General features: G+C 64.6%; 15 protein-coding genes. 5 read left to right on the top strand and 10 right to left on the bottom strand.

Annotated elements, in window-relative coordinates; all coding sequences use genetic code 11:
• Positions 1–64: 64 nt before the first annotated feature.
• Positions 65–2,434, bottom strand: coding sequence for an LPS-assembly protein LptD (locus CJU94_RS02885; RefSeq protein ID WP_095417475.1), 2,370 nt, complete (start codon positions 2,432–2,434; stop codon positions 65–67).
• Positions 2,435–2,656: 222 nt separating this feature from the next.
• Here CJU94_RS02885 and CJU94_RS02890 point away from each other — a divergent pair, with 222 nt between their 5' ends.
• Positions 2,657–3,736: an aminoglycoside phosphotransferase family protein gene (locus CJU94_RS02890; protein ID WP_095417476.1), complete on the top strand. Its 1,080-nt coding sequence runs from the start codon at positions 2,657–2,659 to the stop codon at positions 3,734–3,736.
• A 3-nt stretch (positions 3,737–3,739) separates the two neighbouring features.
• Complete coding sequence (murU, locus tag CJU94_RS02895; RefSeq protein ID WP_095417477.1) at positions 3,740–4,465, top strand: N-acetylmuramate alpha-1-phosphate uridylyltransferase MurU; 726 nt, start codon at positions 3,740–3,742, stop codon at positions 4,463–4,465.
• Positions 4,466–4,589: 124 nt separating this feature from the next.
• Here murU and CJU94_RS02900 read toward each other — a convergent pair whose 3' ends face one another.
• Positions 4,590–6,476, bottom strand: coding sequence for an ABCB family ABC transporter ATP-binding protein/permease (locus CJU94_RS02900; protein ID WP_095417478.1), 1,887 nt, complete (start codon positions 6,474–6,476; stop codon positions 4,590–4,592).
• A 284-nt stretch (positions 6,477–6,760) separates the two neighbouring features.
• On the opposite strand from CJU94_RS02900, the gene CJU94_RS02905 reads away from it, so the two are divergent.
• On the top strand, positions 6,761–7,156 hold the full coding sequence (locus tag CJU94_RS02905; protein ID WP_095417479.1) for an acyl-CoA thioesterase: 396 nt from the start codon (positions 6,761–6,763) through the stop codon (positions 7,154–7,156).
• An 85-nt stretch (positions 7,157–7,241) separates the two neighbouring features.
• Here CJU94_RS02905 and CJU94_RS02910 read toward each other — a convergent pair whose 3' ends face one another.
• Entirely contained in the window at positions 7,242–7,577 is a 336-nt protein-coding gene (locus CJU94_RS02910; protein WP_091796729.1) for a DUF4148 domain-containing protein, read from the bottom strand.
• Between the two features lie 299 nt (positions 7,578–7,876).
• Positions 7,877–8,809: a LysR substrate-binding domain-containing protein gene (locus CJU94_RS02915; protein WP_095417480.1), complete on the bottom strand. Its 933-nt coding sequence runs from the start codon at positions 8,807–8,809 to the stop codon at positions 7,877–7,879.
• Between the two features lie 161 nt (positions 8,810–8,970).
• Here CJU94_RS02915 and CJU94_RS02920 point away from each other — a divergent pair, with 161 nt between their 5' ends.
• Positions 8,971–9,585 carry a glutathione S-transferase gene (locus tag CJU94_RS02920; protein ID WP_095417481.1) on the top strand — a complete coding sequence of 205 codons (615 nt, stop codon included), beginning with the start codon at positions 8,971–8,973 and terminating at the stop codon, positions 9,583–9,585.
• Positions 9,586–9,604: 19 nt separating this feature from the next.
• Here the strand turns inward: CJU94_RS02920 and CJU94_RS02925 are convergent, their stop codons facing one another.
• Positions 9,605–12,715, bottom strand: coding sequence for a sensor domain-containing protein (locus CJU94_RS02925; protein ID WP_095417482.1), 3,111 nt, complete (start codon positions 12,713–12,715; stop codon positions 9,605–9,607).
• A 158-nt stretch (positions 12,716–12,873) separates the two neighbouring features.
• Positions 12,874–13,350 (bottom strand): nitrate reductase associated protein, encoded by a 477-nt coding sequence (locus CJU94_RS02930; protein ID WP_095417483.1) that lies wholly within the window; start codon positions 13,348–13,350, stop codon positions 12,874–12,876.
• A gap of 149 nt (positions 13,351–13,499) precedes the next feature.
• Between CJU94_RS02930 and fdhD the strand changes: the two genes are divergently transcribed.
• Positions 13,500–14,339 carry a formate dehydrogenase accessory sulfurtransferase FdhD gene (gene fdhD / locus CJU94_RS02935; protein ID WP_095417484.1) on the top strand — a complete coding sequence of 280 codons (840 nt, stop codon included), beginning with the start codon at positions 13,500–13,502 and terminating at the stop codon, positions 14,337–14,339.
• 50 nt (positions 14,340–14,389) lie between these two features.
• On the opposite strand, the gene CJU94_RS02940 is transcribed toward fdhD, so the two are convergent.
• The 4 genes from CJU94_RS02940 to CJU94_RS02955 form a co-directional block, all read right to left on the bottom strand.
• Entirely contained in the window at positions 14,390–15,160 is a 771-nt protein-coding gene (locus CJU94_RS02940; RefSeq protein ID WP_095417485.1) for an enoyl-CoA hydratase, read from the bottom strand.
• 142 nt (positions 15,161–15,302) lie between these two features.
• Positions 15,303–16,502: an acetyl-CoA C-acyltransferase gene (locus tag CJU94_RS02945; protein WP_095417486.1), complete on the bottom strand. Its 1,200-nt coding sequence runs from the start codon at positions 16,500–16,502 to the stop codon at positions 15,303–15,305.
• A 20-nt stretch (positions 16,503–16,522) separates the two neighbouring features.
• Positions 16,523–18,958: a 3-hydroxyacyl-CoA dehydrogenase/enoyl-CoA hydratase family protein gene (locus CJU94_RS02950; protein WP_095417487.1), complete on the bottom strand. Its 2,436-nt coding sequence runs from the start codon at positions 18,956–18,958 to the stop codon at positions 16,523–16,525.
• 114 nt (positions 18,959–19,072) lie between these two features.
• Entirely contained in the window at positions 19,073–20,860 is a 1,788-nt protein-coding gene (locus tag CJU94_RS02955; RefSeq protein ID WP_095417488.1) for an acyl-CoA dehydrogenase C-terminal domain-containing protein, read from the bottom strand.
• Between the last annotated feature and the right edge of the window lie 64 nt (positions 20,861–20,924).

A 20,924-nucleotide genomic window follows, 5' to 3' on the forward strand; every position in this document is an offset into this window, starting at 1 on the left:
TACTCCAATGATGTCGGGCGCGCCTGGCCCGTCTTTTCGCACTTTATAAATGATCGGGCGAGCGTCATTCGTAGTTGGTGAAACGCGATTCCGGCGGCGGCGGCGGCGGCAGCGGCGTGTAGCCCGCCACACTGCTGCGGAATGCGGTCATCAGCCCGTTGTCGACGCTCGACAAGCCCTTGAACGTCAACTGCGCGAGAAACCGCGTGCTCGACTGATTCTGCCCCGAGGTGTTCAGGCCGTTCGCATAGCGCTGAATCCCGGCGCCGAGCGTCCAGCAATCGGCGTCGTACTGCAGGCCGACCAGACCGTCGACGATCCGATGCCCGCCCAGGTCGTAATTGAAACGGCCGACCCCGTACACGCGGTGCGCGAGCGGCCATTGGCCCGAAATCAGCACCTGATTGATCGGCGTGTTGTCCAGCGTGGTGTTCGCGCGGGTGTAGCGGTACGCGACGTTGATCACCTTGCCGGTGGCCGGACTGAACCCGAAGCCGACGCTCGTCTTCACCAACTGGTTGTTGTCGGCATTATATTGGAACGCCGTTTCCGAAGCGAAACCCGCGCCGAGCTTGAAGGACGCACCCGCGATCAGGTCCGAATGCGTGGCCTGCGCGCTGGTCTGGGTCGGCTGCAGCGTGACCCGCTGGTCCTGGAAGTAGTACTGCTGCGCGATCACGAAACGCGCCCGTTCGTCGCCCGTGGCCGCGTCGATGAAACGCGTGGTGAGGGCGGCCGTCAGACGGTTCGCGTCGGCGATCCGGTCGTTGCCGACGAAGGTGTTCGGCGTGAAGATTTCCGCGAGGCCGAAGTCGGACTCGGCCGTGTCGAACAGCGGCGCGGATTGCTGGTTGCGATACGGCGTGTACACGTAGTACAGGCGCGGTTCGAGCGTCTGGATGTAATCCTGACCGAAGATCCGCACCGAGCGGTCGAAGATCAGTCCCGTATCGAACGAAAGCGTCGGGATCGATTCGGTAAAGTTTTTCGGCGTGCCGGCCGCGACGTCGGCGGCGCTCAGGTGGTTCAGGTTGTACGACGCAAAGTGCCATTGCACCTTCGGCGTGACGAAGTAACCCGGCCCGACCACCGAATACGACAGGTACGGGTTGAACATCACCCGCTGACCTTCGGTCATGTCCGCCGTGGTGATGCGGAAATTCGTGTAGTCGGCTTCCGCGCCGTAGTCGAAGCCGCCGACGTTGTACTTCGCGTACTTCACGTTCAACTGCGGCTCGCGGCCGTACGGCGCCACGGACGGCGTGAGCGTCTGCCAGTGCTGCTCACGCGCGAGCACCGACCACGGGCCGTTGTTATAGGTCAACCCGGCTTCCTGTTGATACAGGAGCTGGGTGCCGTTCATGAACTGATTGACCGACGACGACAGGTCTTCCGGATACGTGTTGTCCGAAACCTTGTTGTAGTAGATGTAGCCGCCGAACCCGTTGCCGAAGTTCTGGTTGTGCTGGATGTACAGCGCGTAGCGGTTGGTCTTGGTCAGGTGATCGTCCGGCAGGAACTCGCCGGTGATCGAGCCGGAATACGTGGGCGACAGATAACGGAACGTGGACTGCAACTGCACGCCGCGCTTGGAGATCAGACGCGGTGTGAGCGTCAGATCGCGATTCGGCGCGATGTTGAAGTAATACGGCACCGACAGTTCGAAGCCGTTCGACGAACTCACCGAGAACGTGGGCGGCAGAATCCCGCTGCGGCGTTCGCCCGAGAGCGGGAACGACAGCCAGGGCGAGGCGAAGACCGGCACGCCCTGGAAGAACAGCACGCCGTTGTGCGCGACGCCTTCGTCCGCGCCGGTGTCGAAATCGAATTCGCTGCCCTTGATGTACCAGGCGGGGTCGTCCGCGCACGCGCAGGCCGTGTAGGTGCCCCTGGTGAACACCGAGCGCTCGCTGTCGAGCAGGTCGACGCGCTCCGCGCTGCCCGAGCCGCCCGTCACGTTGAAGTGGTACTTCGGCGAGGTCATGAAGCCTTCGCTCGAATCCACGCGCATATGCGCTTCCGGCCCGACGAACGAATTGCCGTTGTTGACCACGTGGACCTGGCCGTACGCGTCGGCCATGTCCGTGTCCTCGTCATAGTGCAGTGCGTCGGCCTTGATGACGACCGTATTGCGGCGCACCTCGGCTGAACCCTTGGCGGCCATGTCCTGGTCGGTGGTGCCGCTCGTCGCATCGCCGAGCACGAACGTGGCCGGCTTCTGGCCCGGCTGCAGCGGACGTTCCTCGAGTTGCGGGGCGAGCTGCATGCCCCACGGCGCGTCGATGGGTTGCGGCTGCGCAGCTTCCCCCACCAACTGGGCGTGCGCAAGCGCGGGCATCAGGCCCGGAACGGCGATTAACGCCGCGACGAGCCGCCTTTTGCGCGGCACGGTGGCACAGGAGGGAGTCGTTTGGGAAAGCTGTCTAGGCGGCATGTATCGTTTGGCGAATCGGCTCGTCCATCAGCTTCTGCAGTCACGGTCCACCGCCTGCACACCCCGACCGTGACAGTCGGCTGCACATCAATATTTACAATCTGTCGAACAATGAGGCGGGCGGTAAAGCGGAATACGCGAAAGCCGGCGTGAGCCGCGTCAAAAAAGTCGTGGGGTATTATATGGCAAGACGTTGCCCCTCTGAATTTGCCGCCGGTTTTCATGACGCTGCCCCCACTCCAAGACTCCACCGACACCCGTCTCGAACTGCTCAAAGCCTGGCTGAACGGCCATGCGGCGCGCTATGCGCTCGAGCTCGACACACTCGTCCCGGCTTCGTCCGACGCCAGTTTTCGCCGCTATTTCCGGCTCGCCGGTAAGGCGGCGGAAGGCGAAGGCAGGGCCACCCTGATCGCCGTCGACGCCCCGCCGCCCGAAAAATGCCGCGAATTCGTGCAGCTCGCGCAGTTGCTCGAGACCGCCGGCGTGCACGTGCCGCGTGTTCTGGAGGTCGATTTCGAGGCCGGCCTGATGCTGGTCACGGATCTGGGCACGGCTTCGTACCTTGGCGCGCTCACCGAAGCGCAACACGAAGGCGACCCGCGCCGCGCCCGCACGCTGATGCACGATGCGCTCGACGCGCTGATCCGCTGGCAGCTCACCTCGCGCGAAGGCGTGCTGCCGCCGTTCGATGAAGCCTTTCTGCGCCGCGAGATGGAGTTGATGCCGGAGTGGTTTCTCGGCCGGCATCTGGGCCGCGAGGCCGACGAAAAGACCCGTGGCGTGCTGGAGCGCACGTTTGCGCTGCTGATCGCGAGCGCCCGCGCGCAGCCGCAGGTGTTCATGCTGCGCGACTTCATGCCGCGCAATCTGATGGTCGCCGCCGAGCCCAATCCGGTGAACCCGGGCGTGCTCGACTTCCAGGACGCGGTGTACGGCCCGATCACCTACGACGTCGCCTCGCTGTTGCGCGATGCGTTCCTGAGCTGGGACGAAGAGTTCGAGCTGGATTGCTTCGTGTACTACTGGGAGCGGGCAAAAAAGGCCGGTCTGCCGGTCGATCCCGATTTCGGCGAGTTTTATCGTCAGGTCGAATGGATGGGTCTGCAACGGCACATCAAGGTGCTGGGGCTCTTTTGCCGGATCAACTACCGTGACGGCAAGCCGCATTACATGAAGGACCTGCCGCGTTTCATCGGCTACGCGCGCAAGGTCGCGGAACGCTATGCGCCGCTGCGTCCGTTCGCGAAGCTGCTCGACGATCTCGAAGGCCGCGCGAATGAAGTCGGCTACACCTTCTGACCGATGACGATGTCCCTCAAGAAAGCGATGATTTTCGCCGCCGGCCGCGGCGAGCGCATGCGTCCGTTGACCGATACGCGTCCCAAGCCTTTGCTCGAAGTGGGCGGCAAGCCGCTGATCGTCTGGCAGATCGAGCGGCTCGTGCACGCGGGCTTTCGAACCATCGTGATCAATCACGCGTGGCTCGGCGAGCAGATCGAGGCCACGCTCGGCGACGGCTCGCGCTGGCAGGTGGCGTTGCGCTACTCGGCCGAGCGCGAGGCGCTGGAGACCGCGGGCGGCATCGTGCAGGCGTTGCCGCTGCTCGAAGACAACGGCGCGAGTGACGTGTTCGTCGCGGTCAGCGGCGACGTGTACGCGGACTTCGACTACGCCACGTTGCATGCTCGCGCGGAAAAGCTCGCGGCGTTACCCGAGCCGGGCATGCATCTCGTGATGGTGCCGAATCCGGCGTTTCATCCCGTGGGCGACTTCGGTTTGGCCGACGGCGCACTGTCGCTCGAGGCCGAGCCGCGCTTCACGTTCGGCAACATCGGCCTCTACGACACCCGCATGTTCCGTGACCTGCCACGCGGCACGCGGCGCGCGCTCACGCCGTATTACCGCGACACGATTGCACGCGGTCTGGCGAGCGGCGAGTTGTACGAGGGCTTGTGGGAGAACGTCGGCACGCCCGCGCAGTTAGGCGAGCTGGATCGGCGTTTGCGCGCGTTGGACGAGAAGCGCTAGGCGTTCCGCTCTCTTCTGTCGGCGTTTGGCGTTTGGCGTTTGGCGTTTGGCGTTTGGCGTTTGGCATCCGGCATCCGGCGCTGAAGGTTAGCGCCGCGCGACGCCAGGCGACCGCAGCCGTTTCTTATCGCCCACCGTCCCCCGCGCCGACCGTCTCCGCCGATTCCGGCGCCTCGCTCGCACGCTGCTGCAACGCCCACATCTGCGCGAACAGGCCGTTCGCGCGCAACAGCTCCGCATGCGTGCCGCGCTCGACGATCCGCCCTTTGTCCATCACGATGATCTGCTGCGCATGCACGACGGTCGAAAGCCGGTGCGCAATGATTAGCGTGGTCCGCTCGCGGGCGATCAGATCGAGCTCGTGCTGAATCGCGCGCTCGGAACGTGAATCGAGCGCGGAAGTCGCTTCGTCGAACAACAGGATCGGCGGATTCTTGAGGATGGTCCGCGCAATCGCCACGCGCTGCTTTTCGCCGCCGGACAACTTCAGGCCCCGCTCGCCGACCGGCGTTTCATAGCCCTTCGGCAGCCCCTCGATGAATTCGTGAATATGCGCCGCGCGCGCCGCCGCGATCACCTCCTCGCGGGTCGCCGACGGCCGGCCGTACGCGATGTTGTAGTAGATCGAGTCGTTGAACAGCACCGTATCCTGCGGCACGATGCCGATCGACGCGCGCAGCGAATCCTGCGTGACGTCACGAATATCCTGACCGTCGATGGTGATCGCGCCGCCCGTCGCGCGATCCAGATCGTAGAAGCGGAACATCAGCCGCGCGAGGGTCGACTTGCCCGAGCCGCTGTGGCCGACCACCGCCGTCGTCGTGCCCGCCGCAATGGTGAAGCTCACGTCGTGCAGAATCTGGCGCGCCGGTTCGTACGCGAAGTTCACGTGCTCGAAGCGCACCTGCGCGCCGCTCACGCGCAGCGCGGGTGCGCCGTCCACGTCGGGCACTTCCTGCGCCGCGCCGAGCAGCGTGAACATGCGGTCCATATCGGTGAGGCTCTGCTTCAACTCGCGATACACGACGCCGAGAAAATTCAGCGGAATATAGAGTTGCAGCATGAAGGTGTTGATCAACACCAGATCGCCCAGCGTGAGACGCCCGGCCATCACGCCTTGCGTGGCGCGCCACAGAATGAACACGAGCCCGGTGCCGATGATCGCCTGCTGGCCGAAGTTCAGCGCCGACAGCGAGCGCTGCGACTTGATCGCCGCCGTGCGATAGCGCTTCAGGTTTTCGTCGTAACGGCTCGCTTCCCACTCTTCGTTGCCGAAGTACTTGACGGTCTCGTAGTTCAGCAGCGAATCGATCGCGCGTGAATTCGCCTTCGAATCGAGATCGTTCATGGTGCGGCGAAAATGCGTGCGCCACTCCGTCACCTTCACCGTGAAGACGATGTACACCGCGAGCGCGATGAACGTGACCACCGCGTAATACGCCTCGTACTTGACGACGAAAAAGCCGAGCACGAGTCCGACTTCGACGAGCGTCGGCAGAATGCTGTACAGCGAATACGAGATCAGTTGCGTAATGCCGCGCGTGCCGCGCTCGATATCGCGCGACATCCCGCCCGTCTGCCGTTCGAGATGAAAGCGCAACGACAGCGCATGCAGATGCCGGAACACTTTCAGCGCCAACTGGCGCACCGCGCTTTCGGTCACCTTCGAGAACAGAATCTCGCGCAGTTCGGTGAATAGCGACGTGGACAGCCGCACCACCGCATACGCGACCACCAGCAGGCCGACGCCGCCCAGCAGGACGAGGCCCGGCGAATCGTTGGCGCGGCCGAGCGCGGTGAGATGCTGGACCGAGGCGAGGCTGTCGACGATTCGCTTCATGACGATCGGCACCCCCAGATTGGCGACCTTCGCGCCGATCAGGCAGCTCAGCGCGAAGGCGACGCGCCATTTATACGTGGCGAGGTACGGCAGCAGCGACAGAATGGTCTGCCAGTCGTTGCGCGGCTGGGTGGAGATCGGAGAGGGTTCGGACGAGGGCGTGCGGCGCATGGGAATCGGCTGGGGAGAGTGTGGAAGTGCCGGAGTTCGCAGCGGCGCGCCGACCGCGGCATGCCGGCCCGGCACACCGCATCTTGTCGCGCGACCCGGCTGGGCGCTTTCCCGTACAATTCCTGATCTTTCTATTGTCGCAGAAGCCGGCTGGCGCCGCTTTTCATGGGTTGACCGGCCGTAGGTTGCACGTTGGCCGCGCGGTGCGTGCCGTAACGTTGTCGTGAATTGCCCCGCCTGCTGGTCCAGCCTACCGAACCAACACGTTTCTCAAGGGTGCCCCGATGACCGAACTTCTTCAACTCCCGCGAAAGCACTGCGCGCTGCGCGTGGTGCCGCAGCCTTCGGACGCGAACGTCCACGGCGACGTGTTCGGCGGCTGGATCATGGCGCAAGTGGACATTGCCGGCTCGATTCCGGCGAGCCGCCGCGCCAACGGGCGGGTGGCGACCATCGCGGTCAATTCGTTCGTGTTCAAGCAGCCGGTGTTCGTCGGCGATCTGCTGAGCTTTTACGCGGACATCGTCAAGACGGGCAACACGTCGGTCACCGTCGAGGTCGAGGTCTACGCGCAACGCATGAGCCTGACCGAAGACCTCGTGAAGGTCACCGAAGCCACGCTGACCTACGTCGCCACCGACAGCGACCGTCGTCCGCGCGCGCTGCCGGCGCTGGATTGAGCGGCCGCGGTAAACGAAAAACGAGGCGCCGAGGCGCCTCGTTGTGTTTCGGCTTCACAGCTCGAGCGTCAAACGCTACGCCGGGTTACTGGCTCGCCGCCGCGCCGATTCCCGCCTTCTTCTGCGCGTTCTGAATGTCGTTTGGATAGTTCGGATCGTTGCGCGACGGCTGATAGCCGTTGGCCTCCAACTTTTTCAACTCGGCGTTTTTCTTCGCCCGCGCCTGTTTGCGCGCGGCTTTGCGCTCAGCCTTGGTGGACGGAGCCGCTTTCGATGCGGCCGACGGTATCGCCGCGTCGGAATCGTTCCCCGCCGGGCCACCGCCGCCGCCGCTCTGCGCGAACGCCGGCGCGGCACATGCCACACTCAGTACAACCGATGCCAGCAACACAGACAGCTTCTTTGCAGGTGACGACGTCATTGTTCTCTCCAGTCGGATTGGCGCGGATTGGCGAATAGTCGACGGCGAAACGCCCATCACCCGGTGCGAGCAGCGAAAGGCGGGCGCAACGCCACGTGAATCGGTGCTTCGTGGTTCCCAGCGCATGTTGAGATGGGAAGCATCAATATATCCGACAGACGCGCTTTTTCGAAAAACGTCGTTGCGAGCGTCGCGTTTTTCGAAAGCCCACGCCGGAAGCCGTGCGTCGAAGCTCACGCGTCACAACCCACGCGTCATAGCCCCCGCGTCACGGCCCGCCCAGCGCGAAGCCGCACGGGCTACCCCGCGCGACGGCCCACCACCGATGCGCCGCTACCGCGCAGATAGGCGTCGACCTGGCCTTCGATCCACTGAGCGAAATGGGCCTGCGACGCATCGAGGATTTCGCGTTGCTGCCAGACGAGCCAGTACGGGTAACGATAAGGCACGCGGATATCGGTGATCTGCCGCAGTTCGCCCCGGGCGAGTGCGTACGCGACCAGGCTGCGCCGTTCGAGCGCGACGCCCTGGCCCTGCAGCACGGCGCCGATCACGATATTCGAATCGTTCGCCGACAACACCACGGCCCCGTCGGCCGGTTCCGCCACCTGCGCCGCCTGACACCAGTCATGCCATGGCGTATCGGGGCTCGAGATCAGCGGACAGGCCATCACGTCCTCGGCGCTGGCGGGAAAGCGGCCGTTCGGCGCGAGCGCGAAATGCGGCGCCGCGACCACCACCATCTCGTCGTCGAACAGCTTCTGTTGCGCGACGTCGGGCCAATGTCCCTGGCCCATGCGGATGCCGATATCGCTCACGCCCTGACGGAAGTCCTCCACCTGCAAACTCGTCAGCAAGCGGATGCGGTAGTGCGGGTAGGCCTCGCGAAAGCTGGCGAGGCGCGGCACGAGCCAATGCTGCGCGAACGACGGCAAGGTCGTGATCACCAGTTCGCTTTCGTGCGGGCGCGCCTGCGCGCGGCGCGTGGCATGGGTGATGTCGCGCAGCGCCATGCGGATGTCGAGCGCGTAAAGCCGCCCTTCCTCGGTCAGCCGCAGCCCGCGCGCCTCGCGCGTGAACAGCGCGACGCCCATTGAATCTTCCAGCACCTTGATCTGCTGGCTCACCGCCGAGTGCGTGACATGCAGTTCGCGTGCAGCGTGCGTCACGCCGCCCAGGCGGGCGACGGCCTCGAAGCAGCGCAGCGCGGTCAAAGGCGGGATTGGTTTCATGTAAGAAATTCTGACGTAGATCGTCGTTAATTGTCGCTTTTTTTGATGCGCGGAGATGCTTAATCTATTGGCTCAGAGCGCCCTTGTCCCCGACCGACGGGGGCACCGCGGGAACCCTGCGGAGTTGGGCGCGCCATGATAGATGTTCTAACGGGAATGAGATGAAACTGATTGGAATGCTGGACTCGCCCTACGTACGCCGGGTCGCCATCTGCCTCAAATTGCTGAAGCTCGAGTTCGAGCACGAGGCGATCTCGGTGTTCAGCACCTACGAGCAGTTCGCGAGAATCAATCCCGTCGTCAAGGCGCCTACGTTGATCGCCGACAACGGCCAAACCGTGATGGACTCGACGGTAATTCTCCAGTATCTGGCCACGCTCGCCGGCCCGAACCAGCAGCTCTTCCCGACACGGCCGGAGGCCGCCTTGCGCGCCGCCCGTCTCACGGGTCTCGCGCTCGCCGCGTGCGAGAAGAGCGTGCAGATCGTCTACGAACGCAACCTGCGTCCTGCGGAGAAGCAGCACGAGCCGTGGGTCGAGCGCGTGAGCACGCAGCTGTTCGCCGCCTACGCCGAACTCGAACGCGATCTCGCGGCGGCGGCGCTGCCGGGCGAGGCCGATCAGTTCGATGCGGCCGGCGTCACCGTGGCGGTGGCCTGGCATTTCACGCAGATGATGTTGCCGGGAATGGTCAGCAAGACGGCGCATCCCGTCCTGCAGTCGTTCTCCGAAAAGGCGGAAGCCCTGCCGGTTTTCGTGAGCACGCCGGCGCAGTGAGCGCGCCCGGCGCGAACGCTCAAACCATCGCCAGTTCGCGCCCCACGCCGCCCTGCAGCAGCTCGGACATCGCGTCCGTCGACAAAGGCTTCGCGAAGTAGAAGCCCTGCATCTCGTCGCACGCGCGCTCTTTCAGGAAGTCGAGCTGCGCGGAGGTTTCCACGCCCTCGGCGATCACCTGCAATTTCAGCGAGTGCGCGAGCGCGATGATCGCCGAGGTGATCGTCTCATCGTCGCCCGACACGCCGATGTCGGAGACAAACGAGCGGTCGATCTTCAGGCGGTCCACCGGGAAGCGCTTCAGATAGCTGAGACTCGAATAGCCGGTGCCGAAGTCGTCGATGGCAAGGCCGATGCCGAGCGCGTGCAGCTCGTTGAGCATCGACACGGCTTCTTCGGCGTTGCGCATGATGGTGCTTTCGGTCAGTTCGAGTTCGAGGTACTGCGGCGCGAGGCCGGTTTCGTCCAGCACCTGCATGACCAGCTTGGCGATATCGCGCTGCTGGAACACCCGCGCCGACAGATTCACCGAGACACGCGCCGGGGGCAAACCTTCGTCCTGCCACGCCTTGTTCTGCCGGCACGCCTCGCGCAGCACCCACTCCGAGAGCGGCCCGATCAGCCCGCTTTCTTCCGCCACCGGAATGAACGACGACGGCGGCACCAGTCCGACTTCCGGATCGCGCCAGCGCACCAGCGCCTCGGTGCCGACGATCTGTCCGCTCTCGATATCCACCTGCGGCTGGTAGTGCAGCAGGAACTGGTTGTCGCGCAACGCGCGGCGCAACCGCCGCTCGAGATTCAGGCGCGTGCCCGCGCTCGCGTTCATTTCCGGCTGATAGAACTGGAACGTATTGCGGCCCATGTCCTTGGCGCGATACATCGCGAGATCGGCCTTCTTCATCAGCGTTTCGGCATCTTCGCCGTCTTGCGGAAACAGGCTCGCGCCCATGCTGCAGCCGACGTACAGCTCGGTGCCGTCGAGCCAGACCGGCTCGGAGATCGACGCGCGCACGCGTTCCATCCACGCAATCAGCGACTTTTCGTCAACCGTGTCGGTCATCACGATCACGAACTCGTCGCCGCCGTGGCGCGCCACCGTGTCGCTCGTGCGCGTGCAACGCGCGAGGCGCTCGGCAACCACGCTCAGCAGCCGGTCGCCCACGCTGTGGCCGAGGCTGTCGTTGACGTTCTTGAAACCGTCCAGATCGATGAACACGACCGCGACGCCCTTGTGATGCCGTTGCGCGACGATCAGCGCATGCTGCAGACGGTCGCGCAGCAGGTTGCGATTCGGCAGGCGCGTCAGGCTGTCGTAATTGGCCTGATATTCGAGCTGTTCCTGATAGCGCATCAGGTCGGTCACGTCGTTGATCACGCCGATGTGATGCGTGATCACCCCGTCCTGATTCGGCACCGGCGCGATGAAGAGCTGATTCCAGAACAACGCGCCGTCCTTGCGATAGTTGCGCACCACCGCGCTCACCTCACGGTTCGCCGCGAGCGCCTGGCGGATCAGCGCGACGCCTTCCTGGTCGCGGTCGTCACGCTGCAGCAGGCGGCAATCGTGGCCGATCGCCTCGGCGGCATCGTAGCCGGTAATGCGCATGAACGCCGGGTTCACGTATTCGATCAGATTGCCCGCCGGCGAGGGCGCGGTGATCAGAATCGCGTTGACGCTGGCATCGAGCGCGCGGCTTTGCAGACGCAAGGCAAGGTCGGCGCGCTTGCGCTCGGTGATATCCGTGTATGAACCGAGCACGCCGATCACCCGGCCGTCGCCGTCGGTGAACGGCAGCTTGCTCGTGACCGTGGTGCGGTGCACGCCGTCGATCATCAGATCGACTTCGAAGTTCATCTTCGGCACGCCGGTGCTCACCACTTCCTTGTCGTGCTCGCTCAGCAGACTGGAGAAGTCGCGCCACGGCATGTCGGCGTCGCTCTTGCCCACCACCTGCTCGGGATACGCGAGCCCCGCATCGCGCGCGAACGCCATGTTGCAGCCGAGATAGCGCGACTCCATGTCTTTCCAGAACACGCGCTGCGGAATGTTGTCGATCACCGCTTCGAGCATCTGGTTCGAACGCTGCGCTTCGGCTTCGGCGTTGATCTGGTCGGTGACGTCGTCGGCGAGCACGAAAAACGCGGCGCGGCCCATGAAGTTCAGCGCGTGATACGAAATGTCGGCGCTGATCGTCGAGCCGTCCTTGCGCCGGTGATGCCAGATACCCGCCATGGTGCGGCCGTGCTGGGTCGCGTCGCTGCGCTGCAGGTGCGATTCGAGACGCGAGATTTCGGCTTGCGGCCGGATCGCGCGAATCGTCATGGCGAGGAATTCGCTTTCGGTATAGCCGTATTGCTGGATCGCGGCCGCGTTGACGGCGAGAAAGCGCAGCGTCTCACGATCCACGATGTACATGGGCACCGGATGGTCGTCGAACAGGCCGCGAAAGCGTTCGTCGTGACGGCCGAGCGCGCGCACGCTGCGCAGCTTCTCGCGCGCGCTGTTTTCGCGGGCGCCGAACGTGTAGATCAGCAACACGCTGCCGGCCAGCATCGTCACGATCAGCAGGAACATCGCCCGCTGGGTTTCGCTTGCCGAGGCCGCGAGCGACGCCCGCAAGGCGCGGTTCTCCTCGCCGCGCAGCGCCGCCAGCGCGGCTTCGACGTGATCGAGGCCGAGCCCGAGGTGAGTGTAGGTCGAAGCCGCCCACGCGCGCGACGCGTTCGGCCCGCCACCGGCGCTTCGCAGCAGCGCGTCGTCGATGTCGCGCTGCAACGCGTGGCTGTCCGTGCTCAGCCTGGCGAGCGCGTCGAGCAGCGCGGGTTCGCCGGCAAGCTCGCTGCGCAGGTCGCGCTCCAGACGCGCAAGCGTCGCGGCCATGGCGGTCGCCGCGCCGGCCGGCGCGGACTCGCCCGACGCCTCGAAGCGGCCGAGCGCGGCAAGGCCGCCGTCGAGCGTCGACTGGTAGGCGTCGAGGTTCTGGCGCACGCTCGTCGAACGCAGCATGCGCGCGTCGGCGTCGCGCTGGCCGCAAATCTGCGTGTAGGCGACGAACGCGTTCGCGCCGACCGCTGCGGCGACGACCGCCAGGTTGATCAGCAGCCGCTTCGATAGAAAAGAAGTCATGGGTTCCGAACGTCAATCGTTCTGCGGGCGGGAGTGCGCGGCCGCTTTCGATGCATCGGGCCGCATCGATACGGATTTCTTTACGCGCCAACCCATGGATAACGGCAGGGTTCGGAACAGGTTGAGGGGAGTGGACGAAAAAAACGTGGCCGGCCGCCCTAGCCGGCCGCGCCGAACTCCTTCATGGCGGGGATGAAGTCGTGGTTGGCCTCCGGCTTGCGCGACAGCTTGGCGAGCACGTAGCGCTTGAACGGCTCCAGTTCGGCCCAGCGGGCCACGCCCGGCGCGGCGATGCCGGCCAGTTGCGCCTGATGCGCGATGCCCTCCGGCACGCTATCCGTGCGGCGCCAGGCCGGTGCTTCCTCGGGCGTGAACCACTCCGGCTCGACATTCGCGTGGGTGCGCAGCATTTCGAATAGCGCATGATCGAAATTCGGTTCGATTTCCGCGTCTTCCTCGACCGGGAAACGCGCCAGCAGCTTGCGGTCTTCCAGCGGCAGCGACTGCCACTGCGCAAGCGAGATGCGCAGCCCGAACCGGTCGAGGTTAAAGCGCACGGACATCGGGATGTAAGTGAAATTCTCCGAAGACTCGACCTCGAAGTTGAACAGAAGCGGCGCTTCGTTGAGTCCCATGGCAGTGTCCCTCGTGGATGGCGGGCCACGCTTAAGCCCAGCTTGAGGTATTTTAGAACCTTATTCGCGCGGCAGCGGCACGGCCTGGCGGCAACGCCCAGGCCCGCCAGCCGCCCAGGCGCGCGCAGCATGGCATAGGAGTCACTAGCTTGAACGAACTGGAAACAGCCGGGCAACCGGGCGCGGTGGAGCGCCAGGTGCGCCGGCATCGCGGCGAGGTGGTCGAAACCGTCACCGACCACGTCGGCCAGGAATGGCCGGTCGCACTCGTCTTCAACGGTATTTCGCACGCGGTGATGATGTGCACGCCGCGCGATCTGGAAGCGTTCGCGGTCGGATTCGCCATTTCCGAAGGGATCGTGGCGCGCGGCAGCGACATTCAGGACATCGAGGTCGAGTTGCACGACGACGGCGAATTGCCGCACGCCGAAGTGCAGCTCCAGGTCGTGCAGCAGGCGTTCGTCGCGCTGAAGGAAAAGCGCCGCGCGCTCGCCGGGCGCACCGGTTGCGGCGTGTGCGGGATCGAAAGCATCGATCTGCTGGATCTGGAGCCCGAGCGTGTGCCGGACACCGGTTTCCTGCAACGGCTCGCGCCGGACGCGATCGCGCGCGCCGCGCGGGAATTGCCCGGGCACCAGGCGTTGACGCGGCTGACCGGCGGCCTGCACGCCGCCGCATGGTGCGACGCGGCAGGCGCGATCCGCTACGCGTTCGAGGACGTGGGCCGCCACAACGCGCTCGACAAGCTGATCGGCCGGCTCGTGCTCGATCGCGTGGATACCAAAGAGGGCTTCGTGTTTCTGTCGAGCCGCGCCAGCTACGAGTTGGTGCGCAAGGCCGCGCGGGTCGGCGTGCCGATGGTCGCCACGATCTCGGCGCCGTCGTCGCTGGCCATTGCGATTGCCCGCAAGGCGGGCGTGCGGCTGGTGAGCTTCTGCCGCGAAAAGAGCTACGTCGACTACGACACGTTGCAGCCGGCGCAGCCTTGAGCGGCTGGGCGCCTGAACACCTGAGCGCCTGATGCGCTCAGGCGCGGCGCTCAGTCGAACTGCCGGAAGTCCGGCTTGCGCTTCTCGAAGAACGCTTTGAACGCCTCGCGTGCTTCGGGCGCGAGCAGCATCTTGCCGAAATGCACGGCTTCTTCCGACATCTGCGTCTGCAGTTCCTGGTGGCTCGCGCGCTTCATCAAGCTCTTCGTCACACGCAGCGACGAGGCCGGCAGCGCAGCCAGCTTCGCAGCTTGCGAAGCGGCGAACCCATCGACTTCGGCAGCCGGCAGCACGCGATTCACGAAGCCCATGCGGTGCGCCTCGGCGGCGTCGAACGCTTCGCCCAGCAGCAATTTCTCCGCCGCCGCCTGGTAGCCGCCCACACGCTGCAACAGCAGACTCGAGGCCGCTTCCGGGCACAGGCCGAGCTGCGCGAAAGGCAGCGAGAAGCTTGCCGTGTCGGCTGCGTAGACCAGATCGCAATGCAACAGCAGGGTCGTGCCGATGCCCACCGCCGGGCCCGCCACCGACGCCACCACCGGTTTCTCCGCCGAACTGATCGCGCGCAGGAACTGGAACACCGGCGCGTTTTCGCCCATCGGCGGCGCCTTCATGAAATCTTCGAGATCGTTGCCGGCGCTGAAAATGCCCGCGCTGCCGCGGATCAGGATGGCGCGCACCGCGGCGTCGCCTTGCGCTTCGACCAGCGCATCGGCCGTCGTCTGGTACATCGCGGCCGTGATCGCGTTTTTCTTGTCGGGCCGGTTGAAGGCAATCGTCAGCACGCCGTCGGCGCGCTCGACCAGAATATCCATCGTCATCTCCTCGTACTCCTGCTCAGAATGTAAAAACGGTCCGCAAGCCGGATGGCCTGCGAACCGTTGCGCGGTTCTTAACGGGTCGCCCCGGAGCTTGCCGCGAGAACCCAAGCGAACATCGGGGTGAACGCCGGAATGATCAAGCTCACAGGCGCTCGATGATGCCCGCTGCGCCCATGCCCGTGCCGACGCACATCGTGACCATGCCGTATTTGTAGTTACGGCGGCGCAAACCATGCACCACGGTCGACGCACGAATCGCGCCCGTCGCGCCCAGCGGGTGGCCGAGGGCGATCGCGCCGCCGAGCGGGTTGATCTTCGAAGGATCGAGCCCGAGGTCCTGAATCACCGCCAGCGATTGCGCGGCGAACGCTTCGTTCAGCTCGATCCAGTCCAGGTCGTCGATCTTCAGGCCCGCGGCCTTCAGAGCGGCCGGAATCGCTTCCTTCGGGCCGATGCCCATGATCTCCGGCGGCACGCCGCGCACGGCGAAGCTGACGAAGCGCGCGAGCGGCGTCAGGTTGAATTCCTTCAGCGTCTTTTCCGACACCACGATCAGCGCGCCCGCGCCGTCCGAAGTCTGCGAGCTGTTGCCCGCCGTCACCGAACCCTTGTTGGCGAACACCGCGCGCAATTTGGCCAGACCTTCGAGCGACGTTTCCGCGCGCGGACCTTCGTCGAGCGACACTTCACGGGTCTTCACGCGGACTTCGCCGGTGGCGAGATCGGGAAAGCGCTCGGTGATCGTGTAGGCGGCGATTTCGTCCTTGAACTCGCCGGCCTGCTGCGCGGCGATGGCGCGGCGGTGCGATTCGACCGAGAAAGCGTCCTGCGCTTCGCGGCTGATTTTCCAGCGCTCGGCCACCTTCTCTGCCGTCAGGCCCATGCCGTAGGCAATGCCGATGTCTTCATTGCGGTCGAAGATATGCGGCGACATGGACGGCTTGTTGCCCATCATCGGCACCATGCTCATCGATTCGCAGCCGCCCGCGATCATCGCGTCCGACTCGCCGACGCGGATGCGGTCGGCGGCCATGGCGAGCGCGGTCAGGCCGGACGCGCAGAAGCGGTTCACCGTCACGCCGCCGACGGTATTCGGCAGGCCGGCCAGCAGCGCGCCCATGCGCGCCACGTTCAGGCCTTGTTCCGCTTCCGGAATCGCGCAGCCGATGATCGCGTCTTCGATCACCTTGGTGTCGAGGCCGGGCACTTGCGCCACGGCCGATTTGATCGCGTGCACCAGCAGTTCGTCCGGACGCGTGTTCTTGAACATGCCGCGCGGCGCCTTGCCGATCGGCGTGCGGCTCGCGGCGACGATGTATGCGTCTTGCAGTTGCTTTGCCATTTGGAAATCTCCCTCGTCGCTTAGTTGCGCACCGGCTTGCCGGTTTGCAGCATGCCCATGATCCGTTCCTGCGTCTTTTGCGTGCCGAGCAGATCGACGAACGCGCGACGCTCGAGTTGCAGCAGCCATTCTTCGTCGACCAGACTGCCCGCTTCCACGTCGCCGCCGCACACCGCTTCCGCGATGCGGCTCGCAATCAGGAAATCGTGCTCGCTGATGAAACGGCCATCACGCATGTTGACGAGCGACGCCTTGATGGTCGCGATCGCCGAACGCCCGGCCACCGGCACTTGCGTGACCCGCAGCGGCGGACGGTAACCCGCCGCCGACAATGCGCGCGCTTCCTTCTTCGCGACGTCGAGCAGTTCGAACACGTTGAAGACGATCGTATCGGACGGCTTCAGGTAGCCCATTGCGCGGGCGTCGAGCGCGGAGGCCGAGACCTTGGCCATCGCCGCGTTTTCGAACGACTTCTGCACGAACTTCAGCAGGTCGTTGGTCGCGCCGACTTGCGTCGCCGCTTCCGCCGCGCGCAGCGCCGCTTCCTTCAGGCCGCCGCCCGCGGGCACGAGACCCACGCCGACTTCCACCAGGCCCATATAGCTTTCGATATGCGCGACCCGCTTCGCGCTATGCAGCGCGAGCTCGCAACCGCCGCCGAGCGCGATGCCCGACACGGCCGAGATCACCGGCACGCTGGCGTACTTCACGCGCAGCATGCCTTGCTGGAATTTCTTCACGAACGGCTCGATGCCCTTTGCGCCGCCCATCATGAAGGCCGGCATCGCTTCTTCGAGGTTGGCGCCAGCGGAGAACGGGCCGCCCGGCGTGCCGAGTTTCAGCGACGTCGGCTGCCACACCACCAGCCCCTTGTAGTCCTTTTCGGCCAGCTCGATCGCCTGCGTCAGACCGTCGATCACCGACGGTCCGATCGTGTTCATCTTGCTCTTGAACGACACGATCAGCACGTCGTTCTCGCCCGCGCGATCGTCGACCCAGGCGCGCACGGCGTCGGTTTCGAACAGCGTCTTGCCGTAGGTTTTCGGATCAGCCGTGGTTTCGCCGACCAGCGGTGCACGGAACACCTGCTTGTCGTACACCGACAGCGACGAGCGCGGCACGAACGTCTTCGAAGCAGGCGACCACGAACCTTCGTCGGTATGCACGCCGCCCTTCTCGGCCACCGGACCTTCCAGCACCCACGACGGCAGCGGCACGTTCGAGAGCGCCTTGCCGGCCGCGATATCTTCCTGCACCCACTCGGCGACCTGCTTCCAGCCGGCCGTCTGCCAGCCTTCGAACGGACCTTCGTTCCAGCCGAAGCCCCAGCGGATCGCCAGATCGACGTCGCGCGCGTTGTCGGCGATCGACTCCAGATGCACGCCGATGTAGTGATACACGTCGCGGAAAATCGCCCACAGGAACTGCGCCTGCGGATGCTCGGATTCGCGCAGCAGCTTCAGGCGCTCCGCCGGCGGGCGCTTCAGAATGCGGCCGACCAGTTCGTCCGCCTTCGCGCCGCCGTCCACGTACTCGCCCGTCTTTGCGTCGAGCACCTTGATCGCCTTGCCTTCTTTCTTGTAGAAGCCGCCGCCGGTCTTCTGACCCAGCGCGCCCTTCTTCACCAGCTCGGCCAGCACGGCAGGCGTTTCGTAGACCGGATAGAACGGGTCGTCTTTCAGCGTGTCCTGCATCGTCTTGATGACGTGCGCCATCGTATCGAGACCGACCACATCCGCGGTACGGAACGTGGCCGACTTCGCACGGCCGAGACGCGCGCCGGTCAGGTCGTCCACTTCGTCGAAACGCAGGCCGAATTTCGCGGCTTCGGTCACGACGGCGAGAATCGAGAAAATCCCGACGCGATTGGCGATGAAGTTCGGCGTGTCTTTCGCGCGCACGACGCCCTTGCCGACTACGCTGGTCAGGAACGACTCGAGTTGGTCGAGGATTTCCGGGCGCGTGGTCGCGGTCGGGATCAGTTCGACCAGATGCATGTAGCGCGGCGGATTGAAGAAGTGCACGCCGCAAAAGCGCGCCTTCAGTTCATCCGAAAAACCTTCCGACAAGGCGGTGATCGACAGCCCCGACGTGTTGGTCGCGAAGATCGCGTTCGGCGCGAGATGCGGCGCCACCTTCTTGTACAGGTCGTGCTTCCAGTCCATGCGCTCGGCGATTGCTTCGATCACGAGGTCGCATTCGGCGAGCTTCTCGATGTCGTCGTCGTAGTTCGCGGGCTGGATGTATTGCGCGTCGTCCTTCACGCCGAACGGCGCGGGCGACAGCTTCTTCAGATTCTCGATCGCCTTCAGCGCGATCGCGTTCTTCGGGCCTTCTTTGGCAGGCAGATCGAACAGCAGCACAGGCACCTTGGCGTTGATCAGGTGCGCGGCGATCTGCGCGCCCATCACGCCGGCGCCGAGCACGGCCACCTTGCGAATGATCAGATTGCTCACGTCGTTCCTCCGGGGAGTTATGCGAGGTCGCGAAGCCTGGTTGGACGCTTCGCGATAAATGGCTGACGCAGGCGCCACGCGTTGTCGAGCGCGTGGCGCCTGCCGCGATGTGGCTTAGAACAGTGCTTCGTCGACTTCCATCATCGACTTCGAGCCGGCGCGGGCCTGACGGATCGTCATGGCCGTTTCCGGCAGCAGCTTCGCGAAGTAAAAGCGTGCCGTGGCGAGCTTCGCCTTGTAGAACGGGTCGCCCGACGCTTCCTTGTCGAGCGCGATGCGTGCCATGCGCGCCCAGAAGTACGAGAACACCAGATGGCCCACGGTGCGCAGATACGGCACGGCGGCGGCGCCGACCTCGTCCGGGTTCTGCATCGCCTTCATGCCGATTTCCATCGTCAGCTTCTGCACCTTTTCGCCGATGTCCGCGAGCGGGTTGATGAACTCCTGCATCTCGGGCTTCACGCCTTCCGCTTCGACGAATTCGGACACCAGCTTGCCGAACTTCTTCATCTTCGCGCCCATGTCGCCGAGGATCTTGCGGCCGAGCAGGTCGAGCGCCTGGATCGCGTTGGTGCCTTCGTAGATCATGTTGATGCGCGCGTCGCGCACGTACTGCTCCATGCCCCACTCGGCGATGAAGCCGTGGCCGCCGTAGATCTGCATGGCGTGGTTGGTGCTCTCGAACGCGTTGTCCGACAGGAACGCTTTCAGGATCGGCGTGAGCAGCGCGACGAGGTCGGCGGCTTCCTTGCGCACCGCTTCGTCAGCGTGCGACAGTTCCTTGTCGATATGCAGCGCCGACCAGTATGAGAAAGCGCGAGCGCCTTCGGCGTAGGCCTTCTGCGTGAGCAGCATGCGGCGCACGTCCGGGTGCACGATGATCGGATCGGCCGCCTTTTCCGGCGCCTTCGGGCCGGTCAGCGAACGCATCTGCAGACGCTCCTTCGCGTACACCAGCGAGTTCTGATAGCCGACTTCGGTCAGGCCCAGGCTCTGCATGCCGACGCCCAGACGCGCGGCGTTCATCATCACGAACATCGCGTTCAAGCCCTTGTTCGGCTCGCCGACCAGCCAACCCTTGGCGTTGTCGAGATTGATCACGCAGGTCGCGTTGCCGTGAATGCCCATCTTGTGTTCGATCGAACCGCACTTCACGCCGTTGCGCTCGCCCGGCTCGCCCGCCTCGTTCGGCACGAACTTCGGCACGATGAAAAGCGAAATGCCCTTGGTGCCCTTGGGCGCATCCGGCAGACGCGCGAGCACCAGGTGAACGATGTTCTCCGCGAGATCGTGTTCGCCGCTGGAGATGAAAATCTTCGTGCCGCTGATCGCGTACGAGCCGTCGCTGTTCGGCTCGGCCTTGGTGCGCAGAATGCCGAGGTCCGTGCCGCAATGCGGCTCGGTCAGACACATCGTGCCGGTCCAGACGCCCGCCACCAGCTTCGGCAGATAGCGCTGCTGCAACTCCGGCGTGCCGTGCGCGTGCAGACATTCGTACGCGCCGTGCGAGAGGCCCGGATACATGGTCCACGCCTGATTCGCCGAGTTCAGCATTTCGTACAGCGCGTTGTTGACGAACGCAGGCAGCCCCTGGCCGCCGTACTCCGGATCGCAGCCCAGTGCGGGCCAGCCTGCTTCGACATATTGCGCGTAGGCTTCCTTGAAGCCCTTCGGGGTGGTCACGACGCCGTCTCCAACGTACGTGCAGCCTTCCTGATCGCCGCTGTGGTTGAGCGGGAACAATACTTCGGAGCAGAACTTGCCGGCTTCTTCCAGGACCGCGTTGATCGTGTCGGCATCGAGATCCGCGTGCTTCGGCATCTGCTTGATTTCGGCTTCGACGTTAAGCAGTTCGTGCAACACGAATTGCATGTCGCGCAGCGGCGCGGCGTACTGTCCCATGACTCTCTCTCCCAAGTTTGACAAGAAGCCAGGCCGTTAGCTGAGTCCGTGGATCGGAACTTTC

The organism is Paraburkholderia aromaticivorans, assembly GCF_002278075.1.
Classification (GTDB): Bacteria; Pseudomonadota; Gammaproteobacteria; order Burkholderiales; family Burkholderiaceae; genus Paraburkholderia; species Paraburkholderia aromaticivorans.